Source organism: Acinetobacter sp. P37 (assembly GCF_057480965.1).
In genome coordinates this window covers 36,888-60,669 of sequence record NZ_JBLIYY010000004.1, presented here as the reverse complement: position 1 = coordinate 60,669, position 23,782 = coordinate 36,888, and the positions used below count along the sequence as shown (strand labels likewise).

The following is a 23,782-nucleotide window of genomic DNA, read 5'->3' as shown; positions in this document are numbered from 1 at the left end:
AATATTTCCTCAAGCTGAAGTCGCTATTTTAACTTAAGATGCGGGGCATTAGAAAAAAATCAACTAAAATTGTCGGAATTATTCTGAAAATTCACGCTTTAAGCCGTTTTAATGGCATTATTGAGCATAAATTTTAATAAGTAGAATAGTCATATATGTTGGGCCTACCCTTTAACCACACCGTGACCATTATCCTGATTACGGTGGTGATTTCACTGATTGCATTTTCAAATCAGAAAGTGATGAATCGTTTGTTATTTTGGCCGCCAGCCCTCAGTCGTGGCGAGTATGACCGATTTATTAGCCATGGCTTTATTCATGCAGATGGCGCGCACCTATTGTTCAACATGATTACCTTATTTTTCTTTGGTAGCGTGATTGAAAGTTTTTATCGCCAATATTTCTTCGACATGGGCTTTGTATTGTTTTATTTAGGCGGTTTGATCGCTGCGATTATTCCGAGTTATTTAAAACATAAGCATGATACCCATTGGGCAAGTTTAGGGGCTTCTGGGGCGGTATCTGCAGTACTCTTTGCGTATATCTTGTTTGAACCGTGGAAACTGATTTTTGTATTCTTTATTCCTGTTCCTGCGATTATTTTTGCCGTGCTGTATGTGGCTTACAGTATCTGGTCAGGTAAACGTGGCAACAGCAATATTAACCACAGCGCACACCTTTGGGGCGCAGCGTATGGTGTAATCATGACGATTATTCTTGAACCGAAGCTCATTCCACATTTCTTAAGTCAGTTATTAAACGTTCCTTTCTAACATTAAGTTTAAAAAATCAGCCTGATGTAACCTGTAATATGACAGCCTAAACCGTTTCAGTTTAGGCTTTTTTATTGTGCAGAGTTTAACCTCATGACCATTGATCTTTTCTTTAGCCAATTTCCCACATCTACAACACCGCACTTTGAATATCGAGCTATACAATTTCACAGCAGATTGAAACGCTATCTATCCTTGCCCTGATTTAAACTGAAATGACACAGAATAAAAAAGGGAAAATTCCAATGAAAATAGTCCTGATGTTCTCAAGTTTGCTGTTGACCTGCGTGTTGAGTGCTTGTGCCGTTCACACCCGTGAAGGCAGTATCGTGGTCGACCCAGATCGTAATCACTATCCTTATAAGTACCCAGATCGACATGGCGACTTTTGCCCGCCCGGACAGGCTAAAAAAGGCCGTTGTTGATTTGCCGTTGCTGATTTCATGCCCTCTTCTTTTAAGCCTTCAAACCGAAGGCTTTTTCAATTCCGGCAATAAAATTTGAAGCTGTATATTCTACGAAAGTTCACAAAAGCACATGACAAATCATATAAATCTGGCACTTTATGCCACCCTATTTTTTAATTTGGCATAGATAATGTATACATCTGTATATTAATGACAAAATTAGCTGAGATATTTTGCATGTCGAGTTCAACTGAAGGTCTTCAATTTCCCATTTCGGCTTCAAACCAAAAGCCGAGTACATCTAAAACCGGTCGTGAAATTATCGCTGAAGCCTTAGCTGCAGTTGACCATCACTCTTCTGTACGTGCAAAACAAGAAAAAAACTGGCGTAAAAAATATCCTGAATATTTTAAAGCCTTGGTTGAACAAGGGATTCAATCATCTGAAGCAGCGATCAACATTGCTGAGCAAGGTTTAAATAAAGCGCATCACGTCTTTGAGTTTTATCGTGATCAAGAAAAGCATACGCTCAAAGATGCAGTAGCTTTAACTGCACATCCGCTGCATACCGTGAAGTTAAAAGGTGAAAGTGACGCAGCGCCTGAGTGGTATGTGCCCTATCATGGCCAAAAACTGCAAGGTGAGGCTTTACTGGCTCAGATTCAAAAATGGCAAGATGCTGGCATCATTGAAGCCAGTCATGCCGACGCATTACGTGAAGCCATTGCACACCCAGAATGGTTCGATTTGTCAGATCGGACTATGGTGCTTTTTGGTGCTGCCTCCGAAGCTGGCCCTCTGACGTGGTTAGCAAAATGGAAAGCCAATATTGTGGCAATCGACCTCAATAATGAACGTGTTTGGGATCGAATCTTAAGCACGGTTCAGGCCGGTAATGCCACTTTATATGCACCAAGTCTCGACGCTGTGCATGAAGACACTCCCATTCAAAAACTAAAACACAAATTGGGCGCCAATTTACTGACACACATTCCTGAAATTGCACAGTGGCTTGCACAAAGTGAACATCAACTTGATCTGGCTGCAATTGCCTATTTAGATGGTGAAAAGCATGTTCGTGTTGCAATGGCGATGGACAGCATCATGGCTTATGTCAGTCAACAAAAAGCCGACACCAGCTTGATGTTTATGTGTACTCCGACCGATGTCTATGCGGTTCCAGAAGAGATTGTTACGGCAGCGCAAGCCAAATTCCAAAACCGTGCGTCTGCACAAAAGCTATTGACGCAAAGCATTGCCAAAGTCACAGGTCAGCATTTCTTTAAGCAAAATAATGAGCAAACCACCACAGCAGACAATGGAAAATCCTATGGTATCGCTGACTGTTTGGTGGTGGAACAAGGTCCAAACTACGCACTCGCAAAACGTATCCAACAATGGCGCGCAACTGTCGCACGTCAAAATGGTCAGCGGGTTAGTATCAATATTGCGCCATCCACCACGACTCGCTCAGTGACGAAGAATCCATTATTAAAAGCCGCATTTAATGGTGCGAGTTTATTTGATGTTGAATCCTTTCAACCTGAAACCACCAATGCACTCATGGCGGCTTTATGGATTCATGACTTGAGAAATCCTCACTCAGTTGCAAACCCTGAAACAGCGCTAGACCATCCTTTAGAACTCATGATGCATGGTGCCAACCATGGTGGCTTATGGCGTGTAGCTTATTTGGCACGTACCGCCTTACCTTTTGCGGCGCTGTATGGTTTTGCTGAAGAGAAATTGCCCGTGAAAAAAGTATTGGGACTGTTTAAAAAAGCGTAACAGCATTGGTTCAAATAAGTGTTGAACTTTGCAAAGCTTCAACTTGTTAGTTTGACTATTCCATTTCAGCTCAGCCATCCCATTCAAATCGGTGATGTCTGAGATAAAGCCATAAAAAAACGCTGCCGAAGCAGCGTTTTTTTATACCTAAAATTTGAGTTCCTTAGAACACTTTCAAGAATAACCAGTACAAGCAGCCTGATAGACAGATCGTTGCAGGTAAAGTGAAGACCCAAGCCGATAGAATGGTTTTCACTGTTGCAAAGTTCAGACCTGATTTATTCGCGACCATAGTACCTGCAACCGCAGAGTTCAATACGTGTGTGGTCGATACTGGCATACCAAAACCATCCGCAGCAGCAATTGTTGACATAGCAACAAGCTCGGCAGACATACCTTGACCATAGGTCATGTGGTTTTTACCAATACGCTCACCTACAGTGACGACAATACGTTTCCAACCCACCATGGTTCCAAGACCCAGTGCCAATGCAACAGCGACTTTCACCCATGTTGGAATGTACTGTAAGAACGAGTCTAAGTGACTACGATATTCCTTCACAGTCTTTTGTTCAGCTTCTGCCATTGCTGGTAGTTGGTCAGCTTTATCTAGACGTTTAAAAGCAGTAGTACTTAAGTACATGTCATTACGAATCGAAGATACTTCTTGTTCAGGAATATCTTTTAAGTCGCCATACTGTGCAACACGCTCACCTAAATGATCGGTCAAACTTGCTAAAGCTGGCACAACTTCTGGGCTGACTTCTTTGGTTTGAATGTATTTGGTGAGTACATCACGCGCTTGTGCATCAGGAATATCCTTATGCTCTGCGTAGATCGCAGTCGCAGTTTGAGCAGATAACTGATGGAAAGATTGAATATGTTGATTATCTAAGTTCTTATTCAATGAATAAGCCAATGGCACACATCCGATCAAAATCAGCATGATCAGACCCATACCTTTTTGACCATCATTTGAACCGTGCGCAAAACTTACACCTGTACAGGTAAAGATCAAAATTGCACGAATCAGTGGTGGTGGTGGCTTATTGCCTTCTGGTGGCTGAAACAGTTCAAGCTGTTTGCGGAAAATACGCTTCACCAACAAGAAAACGAGAGCTGCAAATGCAAAACCAATCAGTGGCGAGAACAATAACGCCTTACCGACTTTAAGCACCTGCTCCATATCTACACCGCTCGCACCACCGCCTGCATTTAACAGGTAGTTCATGATGCCAACGCCAAGAATAGAACCAATCAAAGTATGCGAACTAGACGCAGGGATGCCTAAGAACCAAGTTCCTAAATTCCACAAAATCGCTGCGATCAACATAGCGAAAACCATGGCAAAGCCAGCACCTGAACCGACATTCATAATCAATTCAACAGGTAATAAGGCAATAATGCCGTAAGCGACTGCACCACTGGCAACCATTACACCCAGAAAGTTACAGAAACCTGCCCACATTACCGCAACCGGTGCTGACAAGGCGTTGGTATAAATCACTGTTGCTACTGCATTTGCAGTGTCATGGAAACCATTTACAAATTCAAAGCCAAGTGCGATGAATAAGGCTGTGCCCAATAAAATCATTGAATAAAGACTTAAAGGCGGAACATGCGCTAAATCGGCAGTCACCTGAAAACCAATATAAATCAACGTTGAAATAATCACCGTCAAAAATACCGGCATAAAGAATTTCGGTGTAGGCACATGAACATTCGTGGACTTTTGAGGAGTCGACGTGTGCGCTGAATCTACGGGAGTTTGTTTAGAATTCATGCAGGCAGGAATAAAGGATTTTAAAATCCCCATATTGTTCAATTTAATTATGACAATTATATGACAAAGCGGTGTCATATAAAGCAATTTTTCATGCTTTATTTGTTTTTTTTAAGTGTTAAAAACCGACTTCCACACTCTACTTTCATAAAGTAAATCAGTTATTTAATCTGCATATTTAAACTTTATTTTCTTTGAAACCCAATGTTTCAGCTTATATTTCATCTGTCATGTTTTTTTGTCATATTGCATAGCCCTGCTGGATGTTTTTTAATCTTGCCTGAGCAATATGACAAATTCATGAAGCTTTCCATACATTTATATGAAATTGGAATATGAAATAAGCAAGTTGCAATATTGCTCATTAATTCAACAAGCTAATAATTGCGCACTGTGAAGATGATTGAATATCAATAAAACTGCAATGAATTCTGTTAATATATTTGCCGATTTTATATTCCATCGGATTGGGGTTATTTATGTCTACGCTTGCCACCCTAAAAGAGCTGCTCGCTCAACGGATTCTGATTATCGACGGTGCAATGGGCACCATGATTCAGCGTCATAAACTCGAAGAAGCTGACTACCGTGGTGAGCGTTTTGCAGATTGGGCATCTGACCTCAAAGGCAATAATGACCTATTGGTGTTGACTCAACCGCAAATTATTCAAGGCATTCATGAAGCCTATCTCGATGCTGGTGCAGACATTATTGAAACCAACAGCTTTAACGGCACTAAAGTTTCAATGTCTGACTACCACATGGAAGATTTGGTATCAGAGATCAACCGTGAAGCAGCGCGTATTGCCAAAGCCGCTTGTGAAAAATACTCAACGCCTGAAAAACCGCGTTTTGTAGCAGGTGTGCTTGGCCCGACTTCACGTACTTGCTCGATCTCGCCAAATGTAAATGACCCAGCATTTCGTAACATTACTTTTGATGAGTTAAAAGAAAACTATATTGAAGCTGCGCATGCCCTGATTGAAGGCGGTGCAGACATTCTTTTAATTGAAACAGTATTTGATACTTTGAACTGTAAAGCTGCCATTTTTGCAGTGAAAGAAGTCTTCAACCAAATTGGCTACGAATTGCCATTGATGATTTCAGGCACGATTACCGATGCCTCTGGCCGAACTTTAACTGGCCAAACTGCTGAAGCGTTCTGGAACTCTGTGCGTCATGGTGACTTATTGTCGATTGGCTTTAACTGTGCCCTAGGTGCAGATGCCATGCGTCCGCATGTAAAAACCATTGCTGACGTTGCTGATACTTTTGTTTCAGCCCATCCGAACGCTGGCTTACCAAATGCCTTCGGCGGTTATGATGAAACCCCTGAAGAAACAGCTGCATTTATTAAAGAATTTGCAGAAAGCGGCCTGATTAACATCACGGGCGGTTGCTGCGGTACAACGCCGGATCATATCCGCGCTATTGCCAATGCCGTAAAAGACATTGCGCCGCGCCAAGTGCCAGAAACCAAACCCGCTTGCCGTTTAAGCGGTTTAGAGCCGTTCAACATTACAGAAGATTCGCTGTTTGTAAACGTCGGTGAACGTACCAACGTGACAGGTTCTAAAAAATTCCTACGTTTAATCCGTGAAGAAAACTTTGCCGAAGCTTTAGAAGTTGCACAGCAGCAAGTTGAAGCCGGTGCTCAGATTATCGACATCAACATGGATGAAGGCATGCTGGATTCAGAAGGCGCAATGGTGCACTTCCTGAATCTTGTAGCCTCTGAACCTGAAATTTCACGTGTGCCGATCATGATTGACTCATCTAAATGGGAAATCATTGAAGCGGGCTTAAAATGTGTACAAGGTAAAGCGGTTGTTAACTCGATTTCCTTAAAAGAAGGCTATGACGAGTTCGTTGCAAAAGCGCGTTTGTGCCGTCAGTATGGCGCTGCCGTAATTGTGATGGCCTTTGACGAAAATGGTCAGGCCGACACTGCTGCACGTAAAAAAGAAATCTGTAAGCGCTCTTATGACGTGTTAGTGAATGAAGTTGGCTTCCCTGCTGAAGACATCATTTTTGACCCGAACGTGTTTGCAGTGGCAACAGGTATCGAAGAACACAACAACTATGCTGTGGACTTCATTGAAGCGACAGGTTGGATCAAGCAAAACTTACCACATGCGATGATTTCAGGCGGTGTGTCTAACGTATCGTTCTCTTTCCGCGGTAACGAGCCTGTACGTGAAGCGATTCACTCAGTGTTCTTATACCATGCCATTCAGCAAGGCATGACTATGGGTATCGTCAACGCAGGTCAAATGGCGATTTATGATGATATTGATGCTGAACTGAAAGCTGCGGTTGAAGATGTGATCTTGAACCAAAACCAAGGTGAAAGCCATCAAGAAGCTACAGAAAAGCTGCTTGAAGTTGCTGAAAAATACCGTGGTCAAGGCGCTGCGCAAAAACAAGTGGAAAACTTGGAATGGCGTGAACTTCCAGTTGAAAAGCGTCTGGAACACGCTTTGGTTAAAGGCATCACCACATTCATTGATGAAGATACTGAAGAAGCACGTCTGAAAGCTAAACGTCCTTTAGATGTAATTGAAGGTCCGCTGATGGACGGCATGAATGTGGTAGGTGATTTGTTCGGTTCAGGCAAAATGTTCCTGCCGCAAGTCGTGAAATCTGCACGTGTCATGAAACAGGCTGTAGCTTGGCTCAACCCATTCATTGAAGCGGAAAAAACAGCTGGCCAATCTAAGGGTAAAGTCCTGATGGCAACTGTGAAGGGCGATGTGCATGACATCGGTAAAAATATCGTAGGCGTGGTGTTGGGCTGTAACGGCTATGACATTATCGACCTTGGCGTGATGGTACCTTGCGAGAAGATTCTGCAAACTGCCATTGATGAGAAAGTCGACATTATTGGTCTATCTGGGCTAATCACTCCGTCTTTGGATGAAATGGTTTTTGTTGCGAAAGAAATGCAGCGCAAAGGCTTTAATATTCCATTGATGATTGGCGGTGCAACCACTTCTAAAGCGCATACGGCAGTGAAAATTGATCCACAATATTCAAACGATGCAGTCATTTATGTTGCCGATGCATCTCGTGCGGTGGGTGTAGCAACAACTTTACTTTCTAAGGAAATGAAGCCAAAGTTTGTAGCAGAAACCCGTGCTGAATATGAAAAAGTCCGTGAGCGTATTGCTAACAAACAGCCGAAAGCAGCGAAACTGACGTATGCTGAATCGGTTGAAAATGGTTTAAAAATTGACTTTGCAGCCAATGCTCCTGTGAAGCCAAACTTTATTGGTACGCAAACGCTGACCAATTATCCATTGGAAACATTAGTTGAATACTTTGACTGGACACCGTTCTTCATTTCTTGGAGTTTGGCAGGTAAATTCCCTGCTATCTTAACTGATCAAGTTGTAGGTGAAGCAGCAACTGACTTGTATGAACAAGCACAGACCATGCTAAAAGACATCATCGACAACAAACGTTTTGATGCTCGTGCTGTGTTTGGTATTTACCCTGCAAACCGTTCAGCAGCGGATTCGGTTGAAGTGTATAGCGAAGATGGTCAATCGGTTACGCATACCTTCCATCACATTCGTCAACAGTCTGATAAAGTGACAGGTAAACCAAACTTGTCATTAGCGGACTTTATTGCGCCTAAAGGTGTCGCAGAAGACTACTTGGGCGGTTTCACTGTATCGATCTTTGGTGCAGAAGAAATGGCCAATGAGTACAAAGCTAAAGGCGATGACTACTCTGCAATTCTTGCACAATCTTTAGGTGACCGTTTTGCGGAAGCGTTTGCGGAGCATTTGCATGAGCGCATCCGTAAAGAGTTCTGGGGTAACCAAGCGTCTGAAACCTTAAGTAATGAAGAATTGATTAAAGAGAACTATGTGGGCATCCGTCCTGCACCGGGCTACCCTGCTTGTCCTGAGCATTCTGAAAAAGCGCCATTGTTTGACTGGTTAGGTTCTACCGACAAGATTGGTACGCAATTGACTTCTAGTTTTGCAATGTGGCCGCCTTCATCTGTCAGCGGTTTCTACTATGCAAACCCTGAAAGCCAATACTTTAACGTGGGTAAAATCGCAGGCGATCAGCTTGAGGATTATGCAAAGCGTAAAGGTTGGACTTTGGATGAAGCGAAGCGTTGGTTAGCACCGAATTTGGATGATTCAGTTCAATAATTTGCATTAATAAAAGCCCTCGCTGTGAGGGCTTTTATTTTTTAATCCCCCTAAATCCCCCTTTTTCAAAGGGGGACTTTGTCATTTGATTACATGAATTACGTGACAACTCCTCCCTTTTTTAAAGGGAGGTTAAGAGGGATTTATGCAATAATATTGCATTAAAATTCTAAAAACTTTGTAATAAACACTTATGGACAACAAAACATTCACTGGAAGTGGGCCAACATGGGCTAATGCATGTGTTGGGGATAATGGACAACCTAATTATATAGAATATTCAAAAGGCTATTCTAAAGCGGCTAATCTTCTTTTAAATTACATTTTAAATTCCAAAGGTGAACAAATTGATCATTTGATTTATCCAATCTGTTTTAATATGCGCCATTCTATTGAGCTTAGACTTAAAGGTGCTATTGAAGAAATTAGATTATTAGCTCACATCAAAAAGATTGATTTACCCTGTTTTAATTTGATTACTTCACATGATATTGGGAATATTTGGTCATATTTCAAAATAAATGCAAATTTGCTTGATACCCGTTTTAGAGAGTTAATTGATCGAATTAATGAAACAATATGTGATATAGCAAGTATTGATCCTACAGGACAAACTTTTAGATATCCTAGAAGCAATGATGATCAGACACATTTAGTCGAACAAGGTGTTATCAACTGTTATATTCTCAATACAAGATTCAAAGATTTAGAAGATAATCTAGATGATTTAATTTATTTGATTGATTCGTTGATAGATGAATACAAACTTGGGACATTCACAAAAAACCTATCACGCCAACAAATATTTGAGTTAACTACACATCTTCCGCCATACGAACAATGGAGTGATAACTCCTTCAAAGCCATTAAAGAAGAACTGACAAAATGTTATAAAATTTCTAATAATGAACTAACTAAAGCCATAAAGCTTATTAAAGATCATTATGAATTAAGTCATAAAATCGGAATCAAAAAACCTCTTGCTTTTTTGAATGATGTCCAAATTTTAGAACTATGTGACATCTGGATAACTTATTTTTCTCCTGACTTTAAAGAAGTTTATAGTCATAAAGAAACAACTGTAGATAAGGATGAAAAAGATTCAAATTTTATAGATGATTTTTTCCGATGTGGTTCATTGCATAAGAAAGGAATGACAATTTTAGAAAAAGACTTATCAGACAATTATGTTTCGGATTTACAATCTTTATATTACTTATCTATAGATAAACATAAGTACAGTGAGAACTATATTTCTTCATATGAGCTTTTTCAAAAACAAGCTAAATATAAGAACATTAGAGACTCTCTAAGTAATATTTTGTCAAAAGTTATATTCTTAGAAGAGTTAGTAAAAAGCCTATTTTTCCTTCATCAAATTGATTTAGCCGAAAAAATTATCAAAATTTATAATTTAGAAACAATATTCAATTTTATACCTGAAGCGAGAAACAGACTGTTTTTTAGACATTTTGAATTAATGGGCTATTAAAGCTATTTTCTCTATAATTTTCGTATGTAATCCCTCATAGCCGCCCTTTAAAAAGGGAGGAACTATGCGACTCCATAACCGCAATCAAATTCGCATCAAGTCCCCCTTTGCAAAAGGGGGATTTAGGGGGATTCTTTAGAAAGTACTTCCAAACAATACCGATAAATCACTTCCACCACATCATCAATCTGTCCCATCACCTGCCCATTATCAAACCTCAGCACTTTTAGCCCAAGCTGAGCCAAAGCCTCATCCCGAATCAGATCCGCTTCCAATCCTTCTTGGGTAAAATGCTGACCACCATCACACTCAATCACTAAATTGGCTGCAGGACAGTAAAAATCCACAATGAAATTTAAAATTGGTTTCTGTCTATAGAACTGCAAACCTAAAATTTGCTTATTACGAAGTTTTGACCACAATAGTTTTTCTGCTTCAGTCATGTTGTTACGCAAGTCACGAGATACTTGTTTTAAGTTTTTATTGTAGGGTTTCATTATTTTTCTCAAATTTTAAATCTCCCCTAACCCCTCTTTAAAAAAGAGGGGGACGTCAGGTGATTAAATAAACTACGTGACAACGCCTCCCTTTATTAAAGGGAGGTTGGGAGGGATTCCACATCTAAAATAAGTGTACCCAAAAACAAGCCAATCACTCACCCATTAATCAGAAATACTGCTTTTTTACACTTTTATGTCAGACACCACACCAATTTCCTTATAATAATCACCTTTAGATCTCCCCAAATTCATAACCCATTGGTGCATTAATGAAAAAACTCATGAACGGTGCAGAAAACATCGTAATTGAAATGTGCAAAGGCTTTGTTCTTGCCCATCCAGAACTCGCATTTAACGAGTCGCACAAAATCATTTCACGCAAAGAAAAGCACAATAACGTGGCATTGATCAGTGGTGGTGGTAGCGGTCACGAACCTGCCCATGCAGGCTTTGTAGGCACAGGCATGTTAGACGCTGCCGTATGTGGTGATGTATTTGCATCTCCATCGCAAATTCAGGTCTATAAAGCCTTACAGCAAGTCGCAACTGACAAAGGCGTGCTGATGATCATCAAAAACTATTCTGGCGATATGATGAATTTCCAGAATGGCGCAGCCCTTGCAACTGAAGACGGCATTAAAGTTGACTATGTAAAAGTGGCAGATGACATTGCGGTTAAAGACAGCCTATATACAGTAGGTCGTCGTGGTGTTGCAGGCACAGTATTTGTACATAAGATTGCAGGCGCAGCAGCATCAAAAGGCTTAGAACTTGCAGATGTAAAAGCGATTGCTCAAAAAGCTGCGGACAACGTCATTAGCCTTGGTTTTGCTTATAGCTCATGTACTGTTCCAGCCAAAGGCACGCCAACGTTTATTTTGGCTGATGACGAAATGGAATATGGCGTCGGCATTCACGGTGAACCCGGCATCCGTCGTGAAAAAATCTTGCCATCCAAAAAAATGGCACAGCGCATCGTGGATGACCTGTTCCTTGACCGCCCAGACATGAAAGAAGTTGCAGTCTTGGTCAATGGCTTTGGTAGCACACCGCTGCAAGAGTTGTATGTCTTTAACCATGATGTATGCGAACACCTTGCACGTAAAGGCATCAAAATTTACCGCACATTTGTCGGCAACTATATGACCAGTATCGACATGCATGGTGCATCTGTGTCCTTGCTTGCTGTCGATGATGAATTGAAAACTTACCTCGATGCAGCAGCCAACACCCCTGCATTTAAAATGGATGGTTCAGCAGCACAACCTTTAACTTTCGCAACTAAAGATGCTGCCACCGAAGCTGTGGTAAATACCCAAGTTGAAACACAGCCTGAACATGCGGTGATTAGCAATGAACAATTCACCATCGAAAACATGCGCTATGTGGTCGATGTCATGTCTGCCTGTATCATTAGAAATGAAGTGCCATTCTGTGAACTAGACGCGCATGCAGGTGACGGCGACTTCGGTATGAGCGTGGCGAAAGGCTTTAAGCAATTAAAACGTGAATGGCAAAGTCTGATTCAAGCGCAGCAGATGGATGAATTCATGCTGAACTGCTCAATGATCATTATGGAACACTGTGGCGGTGCATCTGGCCCAATCTGGGGTTCAGCATTCCGTGCAGCAGCGAAATCAATTCAAGGCAAAACTGCTTTGAGCGTTTCAGACTTTGCCGAGATGCTGCAAGCAGCGGTCAAAGGCATTCAAACTACAGGTGAGCGTTCATTTGGACGCGGCGCAGTGGTGGGTGATAAAACCCTGATTGATGCACTTGTGCCATGCGCAGATTCTTGGTCTGCCCATACAGATAAAACCTTTAAAGAAAACTTTGTACTTGGTGCAAAAGCGGCGGTTCAAGGCGCTGAAAATACCAAAGAGATTGTAGCGCGTATGGGACGTGCGGGAACTGTAGGCGACCGTAGTCTTGGCTATCCAGATGCTGGCGCACATGGTTTAGGTGTAATCTTTACGAATATTGCAGAACATATTAAATAACTGAACATCTTTAAAAATTGCCAGACCACATCAAAAGCATCGATTCGTCGGTGCTTTTTTTATGGCTATTTTAAAGCACTTTTTTTCATCAAATATCTCATTCATACAATACCTTTAGCATGAAATCCTTTTTCGAATAGTGCTTAAAAATTAACACAATTGAGCTGCTTTATCGCCCAGCGCTTTGCTAAGTTAAAAACACATAACGATAAAAAAGGATGAGACATGGATTTCACTCAAATTTTCATCCATGACACTACATGGACTTTTGCTGCCGAAGTGATTTTGCGTAGCGTCATTATGTTCGTTTTAATCATCGTATTCTTACGCCTAACAGGCAAACGCGGCGTGCGTCAGTTATCCATCTTTGAAGTTGCCATCCTCCTTGCTTTGGGTTCAATTGCAGGCGACCCGATGTTTGAAGAGGAACTCCCCCTCTTACAAGCGCTCATTGTGATGACGGTAGTGATTGGTTTATACCGCGTAATCACTTGGCTAATGATGAAATACCAGCCCTTTGAAGATTTAATTGAAGGTAAAGCCCTCTACATTGTGGAAGATGGTGAATTGGTCTTAGAAAAGATTAAACAAGGTAAAATGTCACATGATGAATTCTTCTCTGAAATGCGCCAGCAAAATGTTGAACATTTAGGGCAAGTCCGCGTCGGTCTATTAGAAAGTGATGGAAAATTTAGTATTTTGTTTTATCCACCTGAACAAGTGCGTTATGGACTGCCACTATTTCCGAAACCCTATAAAGCGGTTCGAGATATCAAAATGCATCAGCTGTATGCCTGTACGCACTGTGGCAAAACCATGTACATTTACGGTGCTCAGGATACCTGCCCGCGCTGCGGATGTAGTGACTGGGCTGAAGCGATTAATACACAGCGTTTAGCTTAAGCATTCAAGGCTAAAACTTTAAAATTCTGTGCCGCTTCAATTAAATACGTCATCAAAATACAGTAAGATCCAACGACCATCACCACAGACCCACCCTTGAATGTTTTTCGCCATCTAAAAGTGCAGCAGCAGAGATTTCATTGGTTAATATATGTGCATTATTTCAGTTCAGGCAAGCCATCCAGCTTTCATCTTTTGAAGACTACAAGATGCTCAGACAGACTCCCAAAAATGTATCATTCGTCAATTTTCAGTTCCATTATCGCGCTAACATCTATCAATCAGATAAAAATACAAAATAATGAATTGCCCTGAATTAACTCAGAAATGGCGCAATTTGTTTTTCATTTTTTAAACAGATTCTAAAAACATAGTTTTTCACTTAATAATCATTCATTTAATTTTGTCATTGCAAATCACCATTGCACTATTTTAGTGCATTGTTGTCATACTCATGCAAGTCTTTGCTTTATATCGAGTCTTCTACATTTTTTAGTTTTTTTAATCAAAATTTCCCTCGCTCACTCCTCTTTTCGAAATTATTCCGCTCGATATACTGAACTTCTTTTCGTGAACTAGCGCACTAAACTGGAACACCTTATGCAAAATATAGATCTCCTCTTTCTCCTTCTTGGTGCAGTCTTGGTTCTTGCCATGCATGCTGGCTTTGCATTTTTAGAATTGGGTACAGTACGACATAAAAATCAGGTCAATGCGCTGAGTAAAATTTTGACTGACTTTTCTATTTCCGCAATTGCATACTTTTTTGTGGGTTATTACATCTCTTATGGTCAGCACTTTTTTCATATTGGGGACACTTTAGCAGCCGATCATGGCTACAACTTAATGCGTTGTTTCTTCCTGCTGACTTTTGCCGCAGCCATTCCAGCGATTATTTCAGGTGGTATTGCTGAACGTGCAAAAATGCGGACTCAAGCGATTGCCACATTATTATTGGTCGCTTTGGTCTATCCATTCTTTGAAGGCATGGCATGGAATGGTAATTTTGGGCTACAAGCATGGTTAGAACGCACATTTGGCGCAGCCTTTCATGACTTTGCTGGTTCGGTCGTGGTACATGCCATGGGCGGTTGGATCGCTTTAGCTGCAATACTTTTACTTGGCGCACGTCATGGACGCTATAAAAAAGACGGTCGTATCAGCGCTCACCCCCCTTCAAGTATTCCATTCCTTGCCTTAGGTTCTTGGATTTTAATCGTTGGCTGGTTTGGCTTTAACGTGATGAGTGCGCAACGTTTGGATGCCATTTCAGGACTGGTTGCAATTAACTCTCTCATGGCAATGGTGGGCGGCACGCTTGCAGCAAACTTTATGGGTAAAAATGACCCCGGTTTCTTACATAACGGTCCCTTAGCAGGTTTGGTTGCAATCTGTGCAGGCTCAGATGTAGTTCATCCTGTCGGTGCGTTAATTATCGGCGCTATCGCAGGTCTGATCTTTGTCAAACTATTTACATACACTCAAAACAAACTCAAAGTCGATGATGTACTTGGCGTATGGCCACTACACGGTGTTTGTGGTGCTTTCGGTGGTATTGCAGTGGGTGTATTTGGACAAAAATGGTTGGGCGGTTTAGGCGGTATTTCAATGATCTCTCAATGTATCGGTACGCTACTCGCAATCTTGATTGCATTGGCAGGTGGATTCATCGTTTATGGTCTACTCAAAGTAACGATGGGCATTCGCCTAGATCAAGAAGAAGAATTCCGTGGTGCAGACTTAAGTATTCACCGTATTTCGGCAAACTCTGAAGAAAACATGTTCTAAACAACACAATCTAAAGCGGCATTTATGCCGCTTTTTTTTACCCTGAACTTCGCTTAAAGCTTGAGTTTAAATCATCTTATTTTAGAAAATCTAAGACCTGATCCAAATGCTGAATTTTATTCGGAATGCTGTGCTGTTGTTCAGCACTTAAAGTATGAAAGCCTTCAAGCAATACGGCAGACATCCCTGCTTGGCTCGCACCATAAATATCATTGACAGGATGATCACCAATAAATAAACACTCGGTTTCCGTCACGCCCAACTCACGACAACTGTACTGAAATATTTCAACTTTGGGCTTACTAATGCCTGCACTTTCCGAGCTGATGATCTGATCAAAATACGATGCATAACCTAGTCCATTCAAAATATTCAGGCGTGTGGCATGTCCACCATTCGACACCACCGCCAGTTTATACTGCTGCTGTTTTAGTTGCTGCAGCAAGCTCAATGCTCCCGGCATCGCCACGGCGAACTGACCAAAGTGCTGAAACCAAAATTGGGTGAGCTCATCAAAATCGGGTTGATGTATCCAATCCAGCTCCGTTTGTAGAGCATAAGCGACAGATGCCCCAATACTCGGATGAGTAAGGAGTTCTTTTTTCGGATATCCCCCATTATCTATACGATTAATAATACGTTTAATCTGTACAAGGTCTACCTCCACCAGCGTAGACTGATAAGACTCGGCTAAATACTGCGTATAGGCCTGAACGCTGTGATCTCGGTGAGTCAAAGTATTATCTAAATCAAAAAGGACTGCACGTATGCTCATAAATCTTTATTACTGAGTTTTCAAAAACTTTAACACAATGCCCGTTTTGCTTTATGCACCTTCTTCACTATCGATATCAATACAGTTCAAATAGCCGATTAAGTCTGATTTAAGTTTTGTGGTTTCAAATAGCAGCATTCAAACAAAATAATTTCGGCACATCACACGACTTATGCTCTCGAACCGTACCTTTTTATTGCGACAAGCCCTGCTGCTCACACTCAGTTTGGTTGGCCTCCTTTATGTTTTTCCCGTCGGTGGTTCGCTCGACCAAACTTTTATTCAGCCTTGGGTCGACCTACATGGTGGTTTTCCTCATCGTAATGATTGGGCACTTGCGGTGCTGAACCATCGCTATATCAAGAATATCGTCATAGGCGTGTATGTTCTCTATATCGCAGCATGGATATGCAGTTTTAAATATCCGCATCTGAAAGCACGTAAGTTTGAATTTGGTTATTTTTTCGTGGTTGCTCTACTCAGCACGGCAATGATTGGGTTGCTCAAATCACAATCTGCACATGCCTGCCCTTGGAATATGACTGCCGCTACAGCCCATGGCTTTTCTTGGGATTTTTCAGCACGCCAAGGACACTGCTTCCCCGGTGGCCATGCTGCGACTGGTTTTGCCTTAATTACGGGATATTTTGTTTATCGAATACATCGACCTGCCCGTGCTTACTTCTTTTTATCTGCTGGGCTGATTTTAGGCTTTGCTTTTGGCTGGGCGCAAATGATGCGGGGTGCACATTTTCTCAGTCATAATCTATGGACAGCATGGTTTATTTGGGCCTTTAACACAGTCATTTATACATTTGGCTGTCGTTATCTACCCACAGAAAAAATCAAAACTGCCTATAAACACTTTGAATGGATATAGGCTTTATTCGCAAGGAGTAAATTAAAATAATTAGGAGTTTAAAGGTCTTAGCGGAATCTGAATCGTTACTTTCAACCCACCCAGCGTTTCACTTTTCGCAAAATCTAAACGTGCACCAATATGCGCAGCGGCCTTATCCACGATCGCCAAGCCTAAACCACTTCCAATTTCTTCATGATTATAAATTCGATAAAAGCGTTTTCGAATTTGCTCATATAAAGCTGGGTCGATGCCAGGCCCACTATCTTCAACCTGTACAACCGCCTGCCCCACATGTTCAAAGACGGAGACATTAATCATGCCCTGTGCAGGGGTATATTTAATGGCATTATCAATCAAATTAAAAATAATTGAATGTACCGTTGGCTCAAGACTATATAAGGCAATGCTTTGTTGTTGCTCCATGCCAAGGTCAATATCTTTTTGCATGGCCAAATGCACCAGTTGCTCCACGCAATTGGTTGCAACTTGCTTAAGATCAAAATGTTGTTTGCGCTCAAGTTCAAAGACCGAGGCATCTTGTTTTGCCAAACTCAATAATTGACTGACCAAATGCTGAATACGAATTAAACCTTTACTCAAATTTTGTAGAGCGTCATCTTGTGGAAATTTTTGTAGCAAAATCTGCATTTGCAAATTCAGTGCGGTAATCGGGGTCCGTAACTCATGCGCTGCGTCAGCAATAAACTGGCGCTGTTCCTGCTGCGACAACGAAATTCGTTCAAACAACTGGTTCATTTCAATAATGGTTGGTGCAATTTCCTCTGGATACGGCATTTGAGAGATTGGAGAAAGTTCAAAGGCATCCCGTTTTGCCAATTCTTTTTTAAATTTTTCCAGTGGGTTTAAGCTGCGTTGAATCAACCATCCCAAAGCGATTAATGCAAAAGGTATAAAAACCAAATAGGGAATAAACATGCTACTGGCCAATTCTGCTGCAAGATGCTGTCGTACCGATTCTTGCTGACTGACCTGAATTTGCCGATCTGCAAGTGGCAAAATATAGGTATGCCACTCATCTTGTTGGGTATTGTGGGTATAAAAACCGGCTTTGGGCTGAGGCGCGACCAATAATTTTAATTGATGGGTTTGATGCGCATTGGACTGATAAGTCCACACATCAACAAATAAATCTTCTTCGTGATAACGCTTATGTTGATCAAATTCGCTGCGAATAGGCTGCGGATCATGCTCTGCAACACGTTCCGCCAAATTTTGCATTTGCGCATCTAAAATTTCATTAATTTCTTCAAGTGCAATTCGATAAGCTGAAAACACCAAAAGACAGCCCAAAAGCATACTGAAAACAGACACATAAATAATTAGTCTCTTTTTCAGAGAATAAGGCTGCTGCATGGTCGATAATTCCTTTGCCTTAACCGAGTCGATAACCTAAACCACGAATAGTGCGAATAAAATCTTTGTCTAATTTTGTTCTGAGATGATGCACATACACTTCAATAGTATTACTGCTGATATCACTATCAAAATCATAAAGCTTATCTTCTAAATTAGCTTTCGAAAAAATCTTATTCGGATGCGTCACCAGTGGTATCAATATGGCCCATTCACGGTTAGATAAATCGACATATTGACCCTTATAGCGTGCAAGATGCTGCTCAATATCTAAAATCAATTCACCATGTTTTAAAATTTTCTGTGGTGCTTCGACTGAACTCAGCCCTGTGCGTCGAAGGAGTGCATGAATCCGTGCAAGTAATTCATCAAACTCATAAGGCTTGATCAGATAGTCATCTGCCCCATGGTTTAAACCATCTACACGATTTTGTAATTGATCACGTGCCGAGATGATTAACACTGGCAATTTAGGCTGCATTTGACGAATTTGTTTCAGGACTTGCATACCATCCATCATCGGCAAACCCAGATCTAGCAAGACGATATCAATCCCCCCTTGCATTATGAGCTTTAAGCCATCGATACCATTATTCACCCACTCGACTTCAAACTGTTGATAGTTCAACAAGGTTTTAGTCGATTCGGCAATCATGAAATCATCTTCAATAATAAGTATTTTGTGCATGGCTTAAGTCCTGCGCTGTACTGAAGTACATTGTTGCAACATATTGTTTTTTTCATCAATCACTTGAGTCTGCACATCGAGCAAACTCAATAGCGATGGAAATAGATTATCCTGACTTAATTTTTGGCTTTTTTGTGCCATTAAACAAGTATATTGCGCTGAATTATTTTTTTGCCAAGCCGGTGAAAACCACATCAACATCGGCACATGAGTTTGCTGTGACGGTGCAATTGCGTATGGAGAACCGTGTAAATACAAACCATGCTCACCGGTCGACTCACCATGATCGGACAAATACCACAGTCCTGTTTGATAGTTGTTAGTCACTTTTAAGGTGTTAATCAATTCACTCAGCACATGGTCGGTATAGACAATACTGTTGTCATAACTATTTATTAACTCTGTCGAGCTACATCCCTGTATGGCATTGCTATTACAGGTTGGCTTAAATTTTTGAAACGCTGCGGTACTTCGTTTGAAATAAGCAGGGCCATGACTGCCCATTTGGTGTAACACAACTAAACGGGGAGTTGGATCTTCTTTGGGGATCGAAGCCAAATATGCCTTCAAACCATCCACTAAGATTTCATCATGACATTCGCCATCGGCATCACACCACTTTTTCTTCAGCGCTTCAGGAAATTCATATTTTTCAACACGTGTACATGTGCCCTTACAGCCTGAATTATTATCTAGCCACGTCACCTTATAGCCTGCACGCTGTGCAATATCGAGTAAACCTTCGCGATGACTTGCAAGCTGTTCGTCATATTCGGTTCTCGGCATACCCGAGAACATACAAGGAACAGACACAGCGGTTGCGGTGCCACATGAACTGACTTGGCTAAAATTGATAATATTTTGCTGACTGAGTTCAGGATTTGTATTTTTAGCATAGCCATTGAGTGAAAAACTTTCCGCGCGCGCAGTTTCACCAACCACTAAGACCATCAATTTTGGTAAGCTTTTGGCGCTTACGTTTTCAACCATATGTGCATCTTCACCATAGCTCAGCAATGGCAAATTCTGTTTCGGTGCTTTTTTGTGATAATAGGAAAATGTCGAAGCGATACTGTTTTGTGGTGAGAGCATGCCTTTTAAGTCACGATGCTCACGAAAGATCGCAGCATAATCGACAAAATAAACAAGCAGCAAAGCACCCATGAGGATGAGCGAAAGCACTATATGTAAACCCTTTTTGGCTACGACCGTGCTTAGGGCTTCTTTATGCAGTGGCAAAAGCCAGATCAATAGCACTGGCAAAATAACCAGTCCAAAGACCCAGATAAAAAATTGTGGCGAGATTAAATCCTGCACTTCCTTTACATCTGTTTGCATCATGTTCTGCACTTGGTCAGATGTAATGGTCACGCCTAAACTATTGACGAAATAAGCACTCAAGCCACCAATGATCAGCAAAACACTTGCCAAAAGTTTTGAATTCCATCGCCATTGCAGGAGTTGCATCAGCACATTATAAAGTGCCACTACCACCAGTACGGTTGCCGCTAAAAATAGTCCGGCCTTCAGCCCCGTATAAGGTGTGAGCTGCTGGATTTGCTGATAAAACGCGAGGTTCAAAACCACCCCAAGCCATAAGGCAAGCACGAGGTTAAATTGACTTAAACTAAGTCTTGGAATTTTTTGCTGTATTTTAGCTATGACCTGAAGCATATTGGCATCAATTATTGATCTTTGATGCCCCAATCTAAAAATTCAAACTTAAAAATCACTTAAAACTGATCAAAACCAAGCAAGAAAAATCAAAAAAGGCGATGTAAAACATCGCCTTTTGAACAACTTAAATCAAAGTTTTAGAATTTAAATTCTAGACCTGTACCTAGAACAGGTTGTTCACTTTCATTCGAACCTTTTTCAAGTGCCAAGTAACCCGCATAGCCATATGCTTTCACTTGTTTGCTAAATGCATAATCTACACCTGCTATGAATTGCTGAGCTTCGTAATCCTCACCTGCTTTATAAGTCGTGGTATTTTGACTATATTGTGCTTTGACTGTCCAAGCTTTTGCAGAAGGTAGATTGTATTCTGCGCCGACTAACCAACCTTGAGCATCATCAATATTTGCTGCTGCAACATCATGACCTTTAGCAGCCTCAACCTCTGATGTTTGATACAGTGCTTTGAGCGCCAAACCACCCTCAAGATTTACACGACCGATCGCACGAATTGTATTTGCTGCTGCAAATACTTTAGTTCCGGTTATTTCAGAATTAGAAACAACTTTATCATTCACGGTATATGAACCACTATTTAGCATCCCTACGCCACCAAAGTTCGATGGAATGGCTTTGTCATACGCTAAACCTGCGACAACAACGGGGCTGTCATAGACAACAGACGCCGACCAAGCATCGCCAAGACCACGACCTGCAGTTTTTACTACACCTTTATCACTCTTGATTCCTGAAGACTCACCTGTTGCAAGCAATGCATTAACTTTAATTGCACCTTCAGCAATTTTAAAAGCTGGTGATTCATAGACAACAACGTTATCTACACGGTTTTCACCCGTCATGATGCCTGTAACATCAGCACGGTTACCCACGTAGTTGTTGAATGTATCAACCGGACTAGACAATTGTTTTAATGGTGTATCGTGTGCACCGACTTTCAATGTACCAAGTTTCGCATCTTTCAAACCAACGAAGCGGTTACGCTTAGACCAGTCATCGCCTTCGCCGTCTGAGTTAAATGCCCATTCAATTGCATAAACTGCGCTTAAACGGTCAGTCAGTTTTTCATCGCCCTTTAAACCCAAGAAAGAACTGTTTGAACTGATTTCAACGACATCTTTGTCTGAAACACCCGTTTTATTATCTTCAGGTAAATAATCAACAGACGCATCAATTTCACCGTAGAAGGTTGGTGTTGCAAAGGTTGAGCCAGCCAAAAGGCTCAATGCGATAGCCGCTGCTAACTTAGTTTTCATCAAAAATTTTCCTTAAATTATTTTGTAACAGATATTACACACGCGAAACATATTACAAAATTATTAAAATAATATTTGCATTGCTCTTTTAGTGCTTTAGCTGATAAAAAACAACCAAAATTATGATTTAGAAGTGATTTTGGTCATTTTTTGATGCTTTTCCCCAAAATAGAATCGGGACTAAGCTCAATGCAGCCAAACCTGTGATCCAAAATAAATAAGTGCTATAACCCAACTGATCGGCCACTATGCCACTGATGCTATACAGCCCCCCACTCACCGTAGCCATAATGGCAACCTGAAATGTAAAGTCCGTTGCTGCAAATGCTTTACGACTATATTGCATCACCAAAGTCAGCATGATCACAAGCAGCATGGCTGAAATCATGTCTTCGGCAGCATTGATCCCATAGATCAGCCATTCATGGAAGGGCCGTTTTGCCTCGAACTGCAAAGCCAGCCATGCATAGGCCAATAAACTGAATATTTTCAATACCGAATAGAAAACCAAGGCCTGTGCCCGAGAAATATACTTCAAGCTAAGACCAGCAAGCCCTGCCCCAATTAAAGCAGCCACTGCACCTAGCATGGTGACATATAGACCAATTTGACTAAAACTCAATCCTAAATCGACCATCAGTGGCTTAAGTAGTGGTCCTGCTAGACCATCTGCAAGCTTAAAACTCAATAAGATCATGAGCCACAGTGTGAGGGTTTTGGTTTGGGTAAAATACTTCAAATACTGGCGAATGGCGTAGAACAAGCCTGAAGTATGTTTATGGTTGTTATCATTCTCTGGACTAGATTTTATGTTGATTGGTGGCTTTGAAGGTTCTCGATACATAAAAATAGGGATGGTATTGATGAACACCAATGCCGCTAAAAACAGAAATGTGGCTTGCCAATCCAACCAATCCAAGGCCCAAAGCACAGCACCGCCACCCACGATAAAGCCGAGTCTTGAACCAATCACCTGAAAAGTATTGCCCCAGTGCTGTTGGTCAGTTTTTAAAATATTGACAGCCAAGCCATCCGTTGCAACATCTTGAGTCGCACCGACCAAATTCATACTGAGTAAAGCCACAAAAAACAGCAGCAAATAAATCGGTTCATTCAAGCTTTGGATCGGCAAAAAGGACAGGAAGACCAAGACCACCACGGACAGCAACTGCATTGGAATAATCCAACTCCGATAATGCCCTTTGGACCTTGAACCATGCCGATCAATCCAAGGTGCCCAGATAACTTTGATCGACCATGGCAACATGAGTAATCCAAAGCCACCTATATGTGCCAAAGACACACCTTGCGCTCTTAAAATCACTGGTAAAGCATGCGTCATAAAACCGACAGGTAACCCTTGCGCCCAATATAAAGAAAACAGTAAAAGATTGAGCTGACGAAGCTGGATCATAAGTTCCTAAATGTTGAGTGCGCTGAAGTTACATTTAGAGTAGTCAAAATACGGCTATTTTGCCAATGATCTAAAAAAATCATAAACCTAAGATAAAGGTCAATGCTGATGCCGT

Annotated in this window: 17 protein-coding genes; 9 read left to right on the top strand and 8 right to left on the bottom strand. The window is 41.3% G+C overall.

The window, feature by feature from the left end; translation table 11 throughout:
* Positions 1-155: 155 nt before the first annotated feature.
* From AC25JC_RS04860 to AC25JC_RS04850, 3 genes are all read left to right on the top strand, one after another.
* A complete protein-coding gene (locus tag AC25JC_RS04860; RefSeq protein WP_111884441.1) occupies positions 156-773 on the top strand; it encodes a rhomboid family intramembrane serine protease in 618 nt (205 codons plus the stop codon).
* Positions 774-1,018: 245 nt separating this feature from the next.
* Complete coding sequence (locus AC25JC_RS04855; RefSeq protein WP_078193028.1) at positions 1,019-1,198, top strand: hypothetical protein; 180 nt, start codon at positions 1,019-1,021, stop codon at positions 1,196-1,198.
* A 219-nt stretch (positions 1,199-1,417) separates the two neighbouring features.
* Positions 1,418-2,968 carry a hypothetical protein gene (locus tag AC25JC_RS04850; RefSeq protein WP_486923561.1) on the top strand — a complete coding sequence of 517 codons (1,551 nt, stop codon included), beginning with the start codon at positions 1,418-1,420 and terminating at the stop codon, positions 2,966-2,968.
* A 163-nt stretch (positions 2,969-3,131) separates the two neighbouring features.
* Here the strand turns inward: AC25JC_RS04850 and AC25JC_RS04845 are convergent, their stop codons facing one another.
* The gene (locus AC25JC_RS04845; RefSeq protein ID WP_180024086.1) at positions 3,132-4,751 is read right to left on the bottom strand and encodes an inorganic phosphate transporter; all 1,620 of its coding nucleotides are present in this window, start codon (positions 4,749-4,751) and stop codon (positions 3,132-3,134) included.
* Between the two features lie 479 nt (positions 4,752-5,230).
* Between AC25JC_RS04845 and metH the strand changes: the two genes are divergently transcribed.
* Positions 5,231-8,920 carry a methionine synthase gene (gene metH / locus AC25JC_RS04840; protein ID WP_486923560.1) on the top strand — a complete coding sequence of 1,230 codons (3,690 nt, stop codon included), beginning with the start codon at positions 5,231-5,233 and terminating at the stop codon, positions 8,918-8,920.
* A gap of 193 nt (positions 8,921-9,113) precedes the next feature.
* Positions 9,114-10,412, top strand: coding sequence for a hypothetical protein (locus tag AC25JC_RS04835; RefSeq protein WP_486923559.1), 1,299 nt, complete (start codon positions 9,114-9,116; stop codon positions 10,410-10,412).
* Positions 10,413-10,534: 122 nt separating this feature from the next.
* On the opposite strand, the gene AC25JC_RS04830 is transcribed toward AC25JC_RS04835, so the two are convergent.
* Positions 10,535-10,909, bottom strand: coding sequence for an endonuclease domain-containing protein (locus AC25JC_RS04830; protein WP_486923558.1), 375 nt, complete (start codon positions 10,907-10,909; stop codon positions 10,535-10,537).
* A gap of 272 nt (positions 10,910-11,181) precedes the next feature.
* Here AC25JC_RS04830 and dhaK point away from each other — a divergent pair, with 272 nt between their 5' ends.
* From dhaK to AC25JC_RS04815, 3 genes are all read left to right on the top strand, one after another.
* On the top strand, positions 11,182-12,912 hold the full coding sequence (gene dhaK / locus AC25JC_RS04825) for a dihydroxyacetone kinase subunit DhaK (protein WP_486923557.1): 1,731 nt from the start codon (positions 11,182-11,184) through the stop codon (positions 12,910-12,912).
* A 225-nt stretch (positions 12,913-13,137) separates the two neighbouring features.
* On the top strand, positions 13,138-13,815 hold the full coding sequence (locus tag AC25JC_RS04820; RefSeq protein ID WP_180108918.1) for a DUF421 domain-containing protein: 678 nt from the start codon (positions 13,138-13,140) through the stop codon (positions 13,813-13,815).
* 600 nt (positions 13,816-14,415) lie between these two features.
* On the top strand, positions 14,416-15,603 hold the full coding sequence (locus tag AC25JC_RS04815; protein ID WP_180157410.1) for an ammonium transporter: 1,188 nt from the start codon (positions 14,416-14,418) through the stop codon (positions 15,601-15,603).
* Positions 15,604-15,679: 76 nt separating this feature from the next.
* Here AC25JC_RS04815 and AC25JC_RS04810 read toward each other — a convergent pair whose 3' ends face one another.
* Positions 15,680-16,378 (bottom strand): HAD family hydrolase, encoded by a 699-nt coding sequence (locus AC25JC_RS04810; protein ID WP_486923556.1) that lies wholly within the window; start codon positions 16,376-16,378, stop codon positions 15,680-15,682.
* A gap of 172 nt (positions 16,379-16,550) precedes the next feature.
* On the opposite strand from AC25JC_RS04810, the gene AC25JC_RS04805 reads away from it, so the two are divergent.
* Positions 16,551-17,258 carry a phosphatase PAP2 family protein gene (locus tag AC25JC_RS04805; protein ID WP_486923555.1) on the top strand — a complete coding sequence of 236 codons (708 nt, stop codon included), beginning with the start codon at positions 16,551-16,553 and terminating at the stop codon, positions 17,256-17,258.
* Between the two features lie 30 nt (positions 17,259-17,288).
* Here AC25JC_RS04805 and AC25JC_RS04800 read toward each other — a convergent pair whose 3' ends face one another.
* The 5 genes from AC25JC_RS04800 to AC25JC_RS04780 all read right to left on the bottom strand — a co-directional run bounded on the left by AC25JC_RS04800 (position 17,289) and on the right by AC25JC_RS04780 (position 23,667).
* Positions 17,289-18,614, bottom strand: a complete 1,326-nt coding sequence (locus AC25JC_RS04800) for an ATP-binding protein (RefSeq protein ID WP_486923554.1) — start codon at positions 18,612-18,614, stop codon at positions 17,289-17,291.
* A 19-nt stretch (positions 18,615-18,633) separates the two neighbouring features.
* On the bottom strand, positions 18,634-19,302 hold the full coding sequence (locus tag AC25JC_RS04795; protein ID WP_078189962.1) for a response regulator transcription factor: 669 nt from the start codon (positions 19,300-19,302) through the stop codon (positions 18,634-18,636).
* A 3-nt stretch (positions 19,303-19,305) separates the two neighbouring features.
* Positions 19,306-20,976, bottom strand: a complete 1,671-nt coding sequence (locus tag AC25JC_RS04790; RefSeq protein WP_486923553.1) for a phosphoethanolamine transferase — start codon at positions 20,974-20,976, stop codon at positions 19,306-19,308.
* Between the two features lie 140 nt (positions 20,977-21,116).
* Positions 21,117-22,253, bottom strand: coding sequence for a porin (locus AC25JC_RS04785; RefSeq protein WP_486923552.1), 1,137 nt, complete (start codon positions 22,251-22,253; stop codon positions 21,117-21,119).
* 127 nt (positions 22,254-22,380) lie between these two features.
* Positions 22,381-23,667: an MFS transporter gene (locus tag AC25JC_RS04780; RefSeq protein ID WP_486923551.1), complete on the bottom strand. Its 1,287-nt coding sequence runs from the start codon at positions 23,665-23,667 to the stop codon at positions 22,381-22,383.
* Between the last annotated feature and the right edge of the window lie 115 nt (positions 23,668-23,782).

Coding starts and splice junctions, on each gene's coding strand:
- AC25JC_RS04815 (WP_180157410.1), top strand. CDS start 14,416: ATGCAAAATATAGATCTCCTCTTTCTCCTTCTTGGTGCAGTCTTGGTT.
- AC25JC_RS04795 (WP_078189962.1), bottom strand. CDS start 19,302: ATGCACAAAATACTTATTATTGAAGATGATTTCATGATTGCCGAATCG.
- AC25JC_RS04805 (WP_486923555.1), top strand. CDS start 16,551: ATGCTCTCGAACCGTACCTTTTTATTGCGACAAGCCCTGCTGCTCACA.
- AC25JC_RS04790 (WP_486923553.1), bottom strand. CDS start 20,976: ATGCTTCAGGTCATAGCTAAAATACAGCAAAAAATTCCAAGACTTAGT.
- AC25JC_RS04860 (WP_111884441.1), top strand. CDS start 156: ATGTTGGGCCTACCCTTTAACCACACCGTGACCATTATCCTGATTACG.
- AC25JC_RS04820 (WP_180108918.1), top strand. CDS start 13,138: ATGGATTTCACTCAAATTTTCATCCATGACACTACATGGACTTTTGCT.
- AC25JC_RS04850 (WP_486923561.1), top strand. CDS start 1,418: ATGTCGAGTTCAACTGAAGGTCTTCAATTTCCCATTTCGGCTTCAAAC.
- dhaK (WP_486923557.1), top strand. CDS start 11,182: ATGAAAAAACTCATGAACGGTGCAGAAAACATCGTAATTGAAATGTGC.
- AC25JC_RS04785 (WP_486923552.1), bottom strand. CDS start 22,253: ATGAAAACTAAGTTAGCAGCGGCTATCGCATTGAGCCTTTTGGCTGGC.
- metH (WP_486923560.1), top strand. CDS start 5,231: ATGTCTACGCTTGCCACCCTAAAAGAGCTGCTCGCTCAACGGATTCTG.
- AC25JC_RS04810 (WP_486923556.1), bottom strand. CDS start 16,378: ATGAGCATACGTGCAGTCCTTTTTGATTTAGATAATACTTTGACTCAC.
- AC25JC_RS04835 (WP_486923559.1), top strand. CDS start 9,114: ATGGACAACAAAACATTCACTGGAAGTGGGCCAACATGGGCTAATGCA.
- AC25JC_RS04845 (WP_180024086.1), bottom strand. CDS start 4,751: ATGAATTCTAAACAAACTCCCGTAGATTCAGCGCACACGTCGACTCCT.
- AC25JC_RS04800 (WP_486923554.1), bottom strand. CDS start 18,614: ATGCAGCAGCCTTATTCTCTGAAAAAGAGACTAATTATTTATGTGTCT.
- AC25JC_RS04855 (WP_078193028.1), top strand. CDS start 1,019: ATGAAAATAGTCCTGATGTTCTCAAGTTTGCTGTTGACCTGCGTGTTG.
- AC25JC_RS04830 (WP_486923558.1), bottom strand. CDS start 10,909: ATGAAACCCTACAATAAAAACTTAAAACAAGTATCTCGTGACTTGCGT.
- AC25JC_RS04780 (WP_486923551.1), bottom strand. CDS start 23,667: ATGATCCAGCTTCGTCAGCTCAATCTTTTACTGTTTTCTTTATATTGG.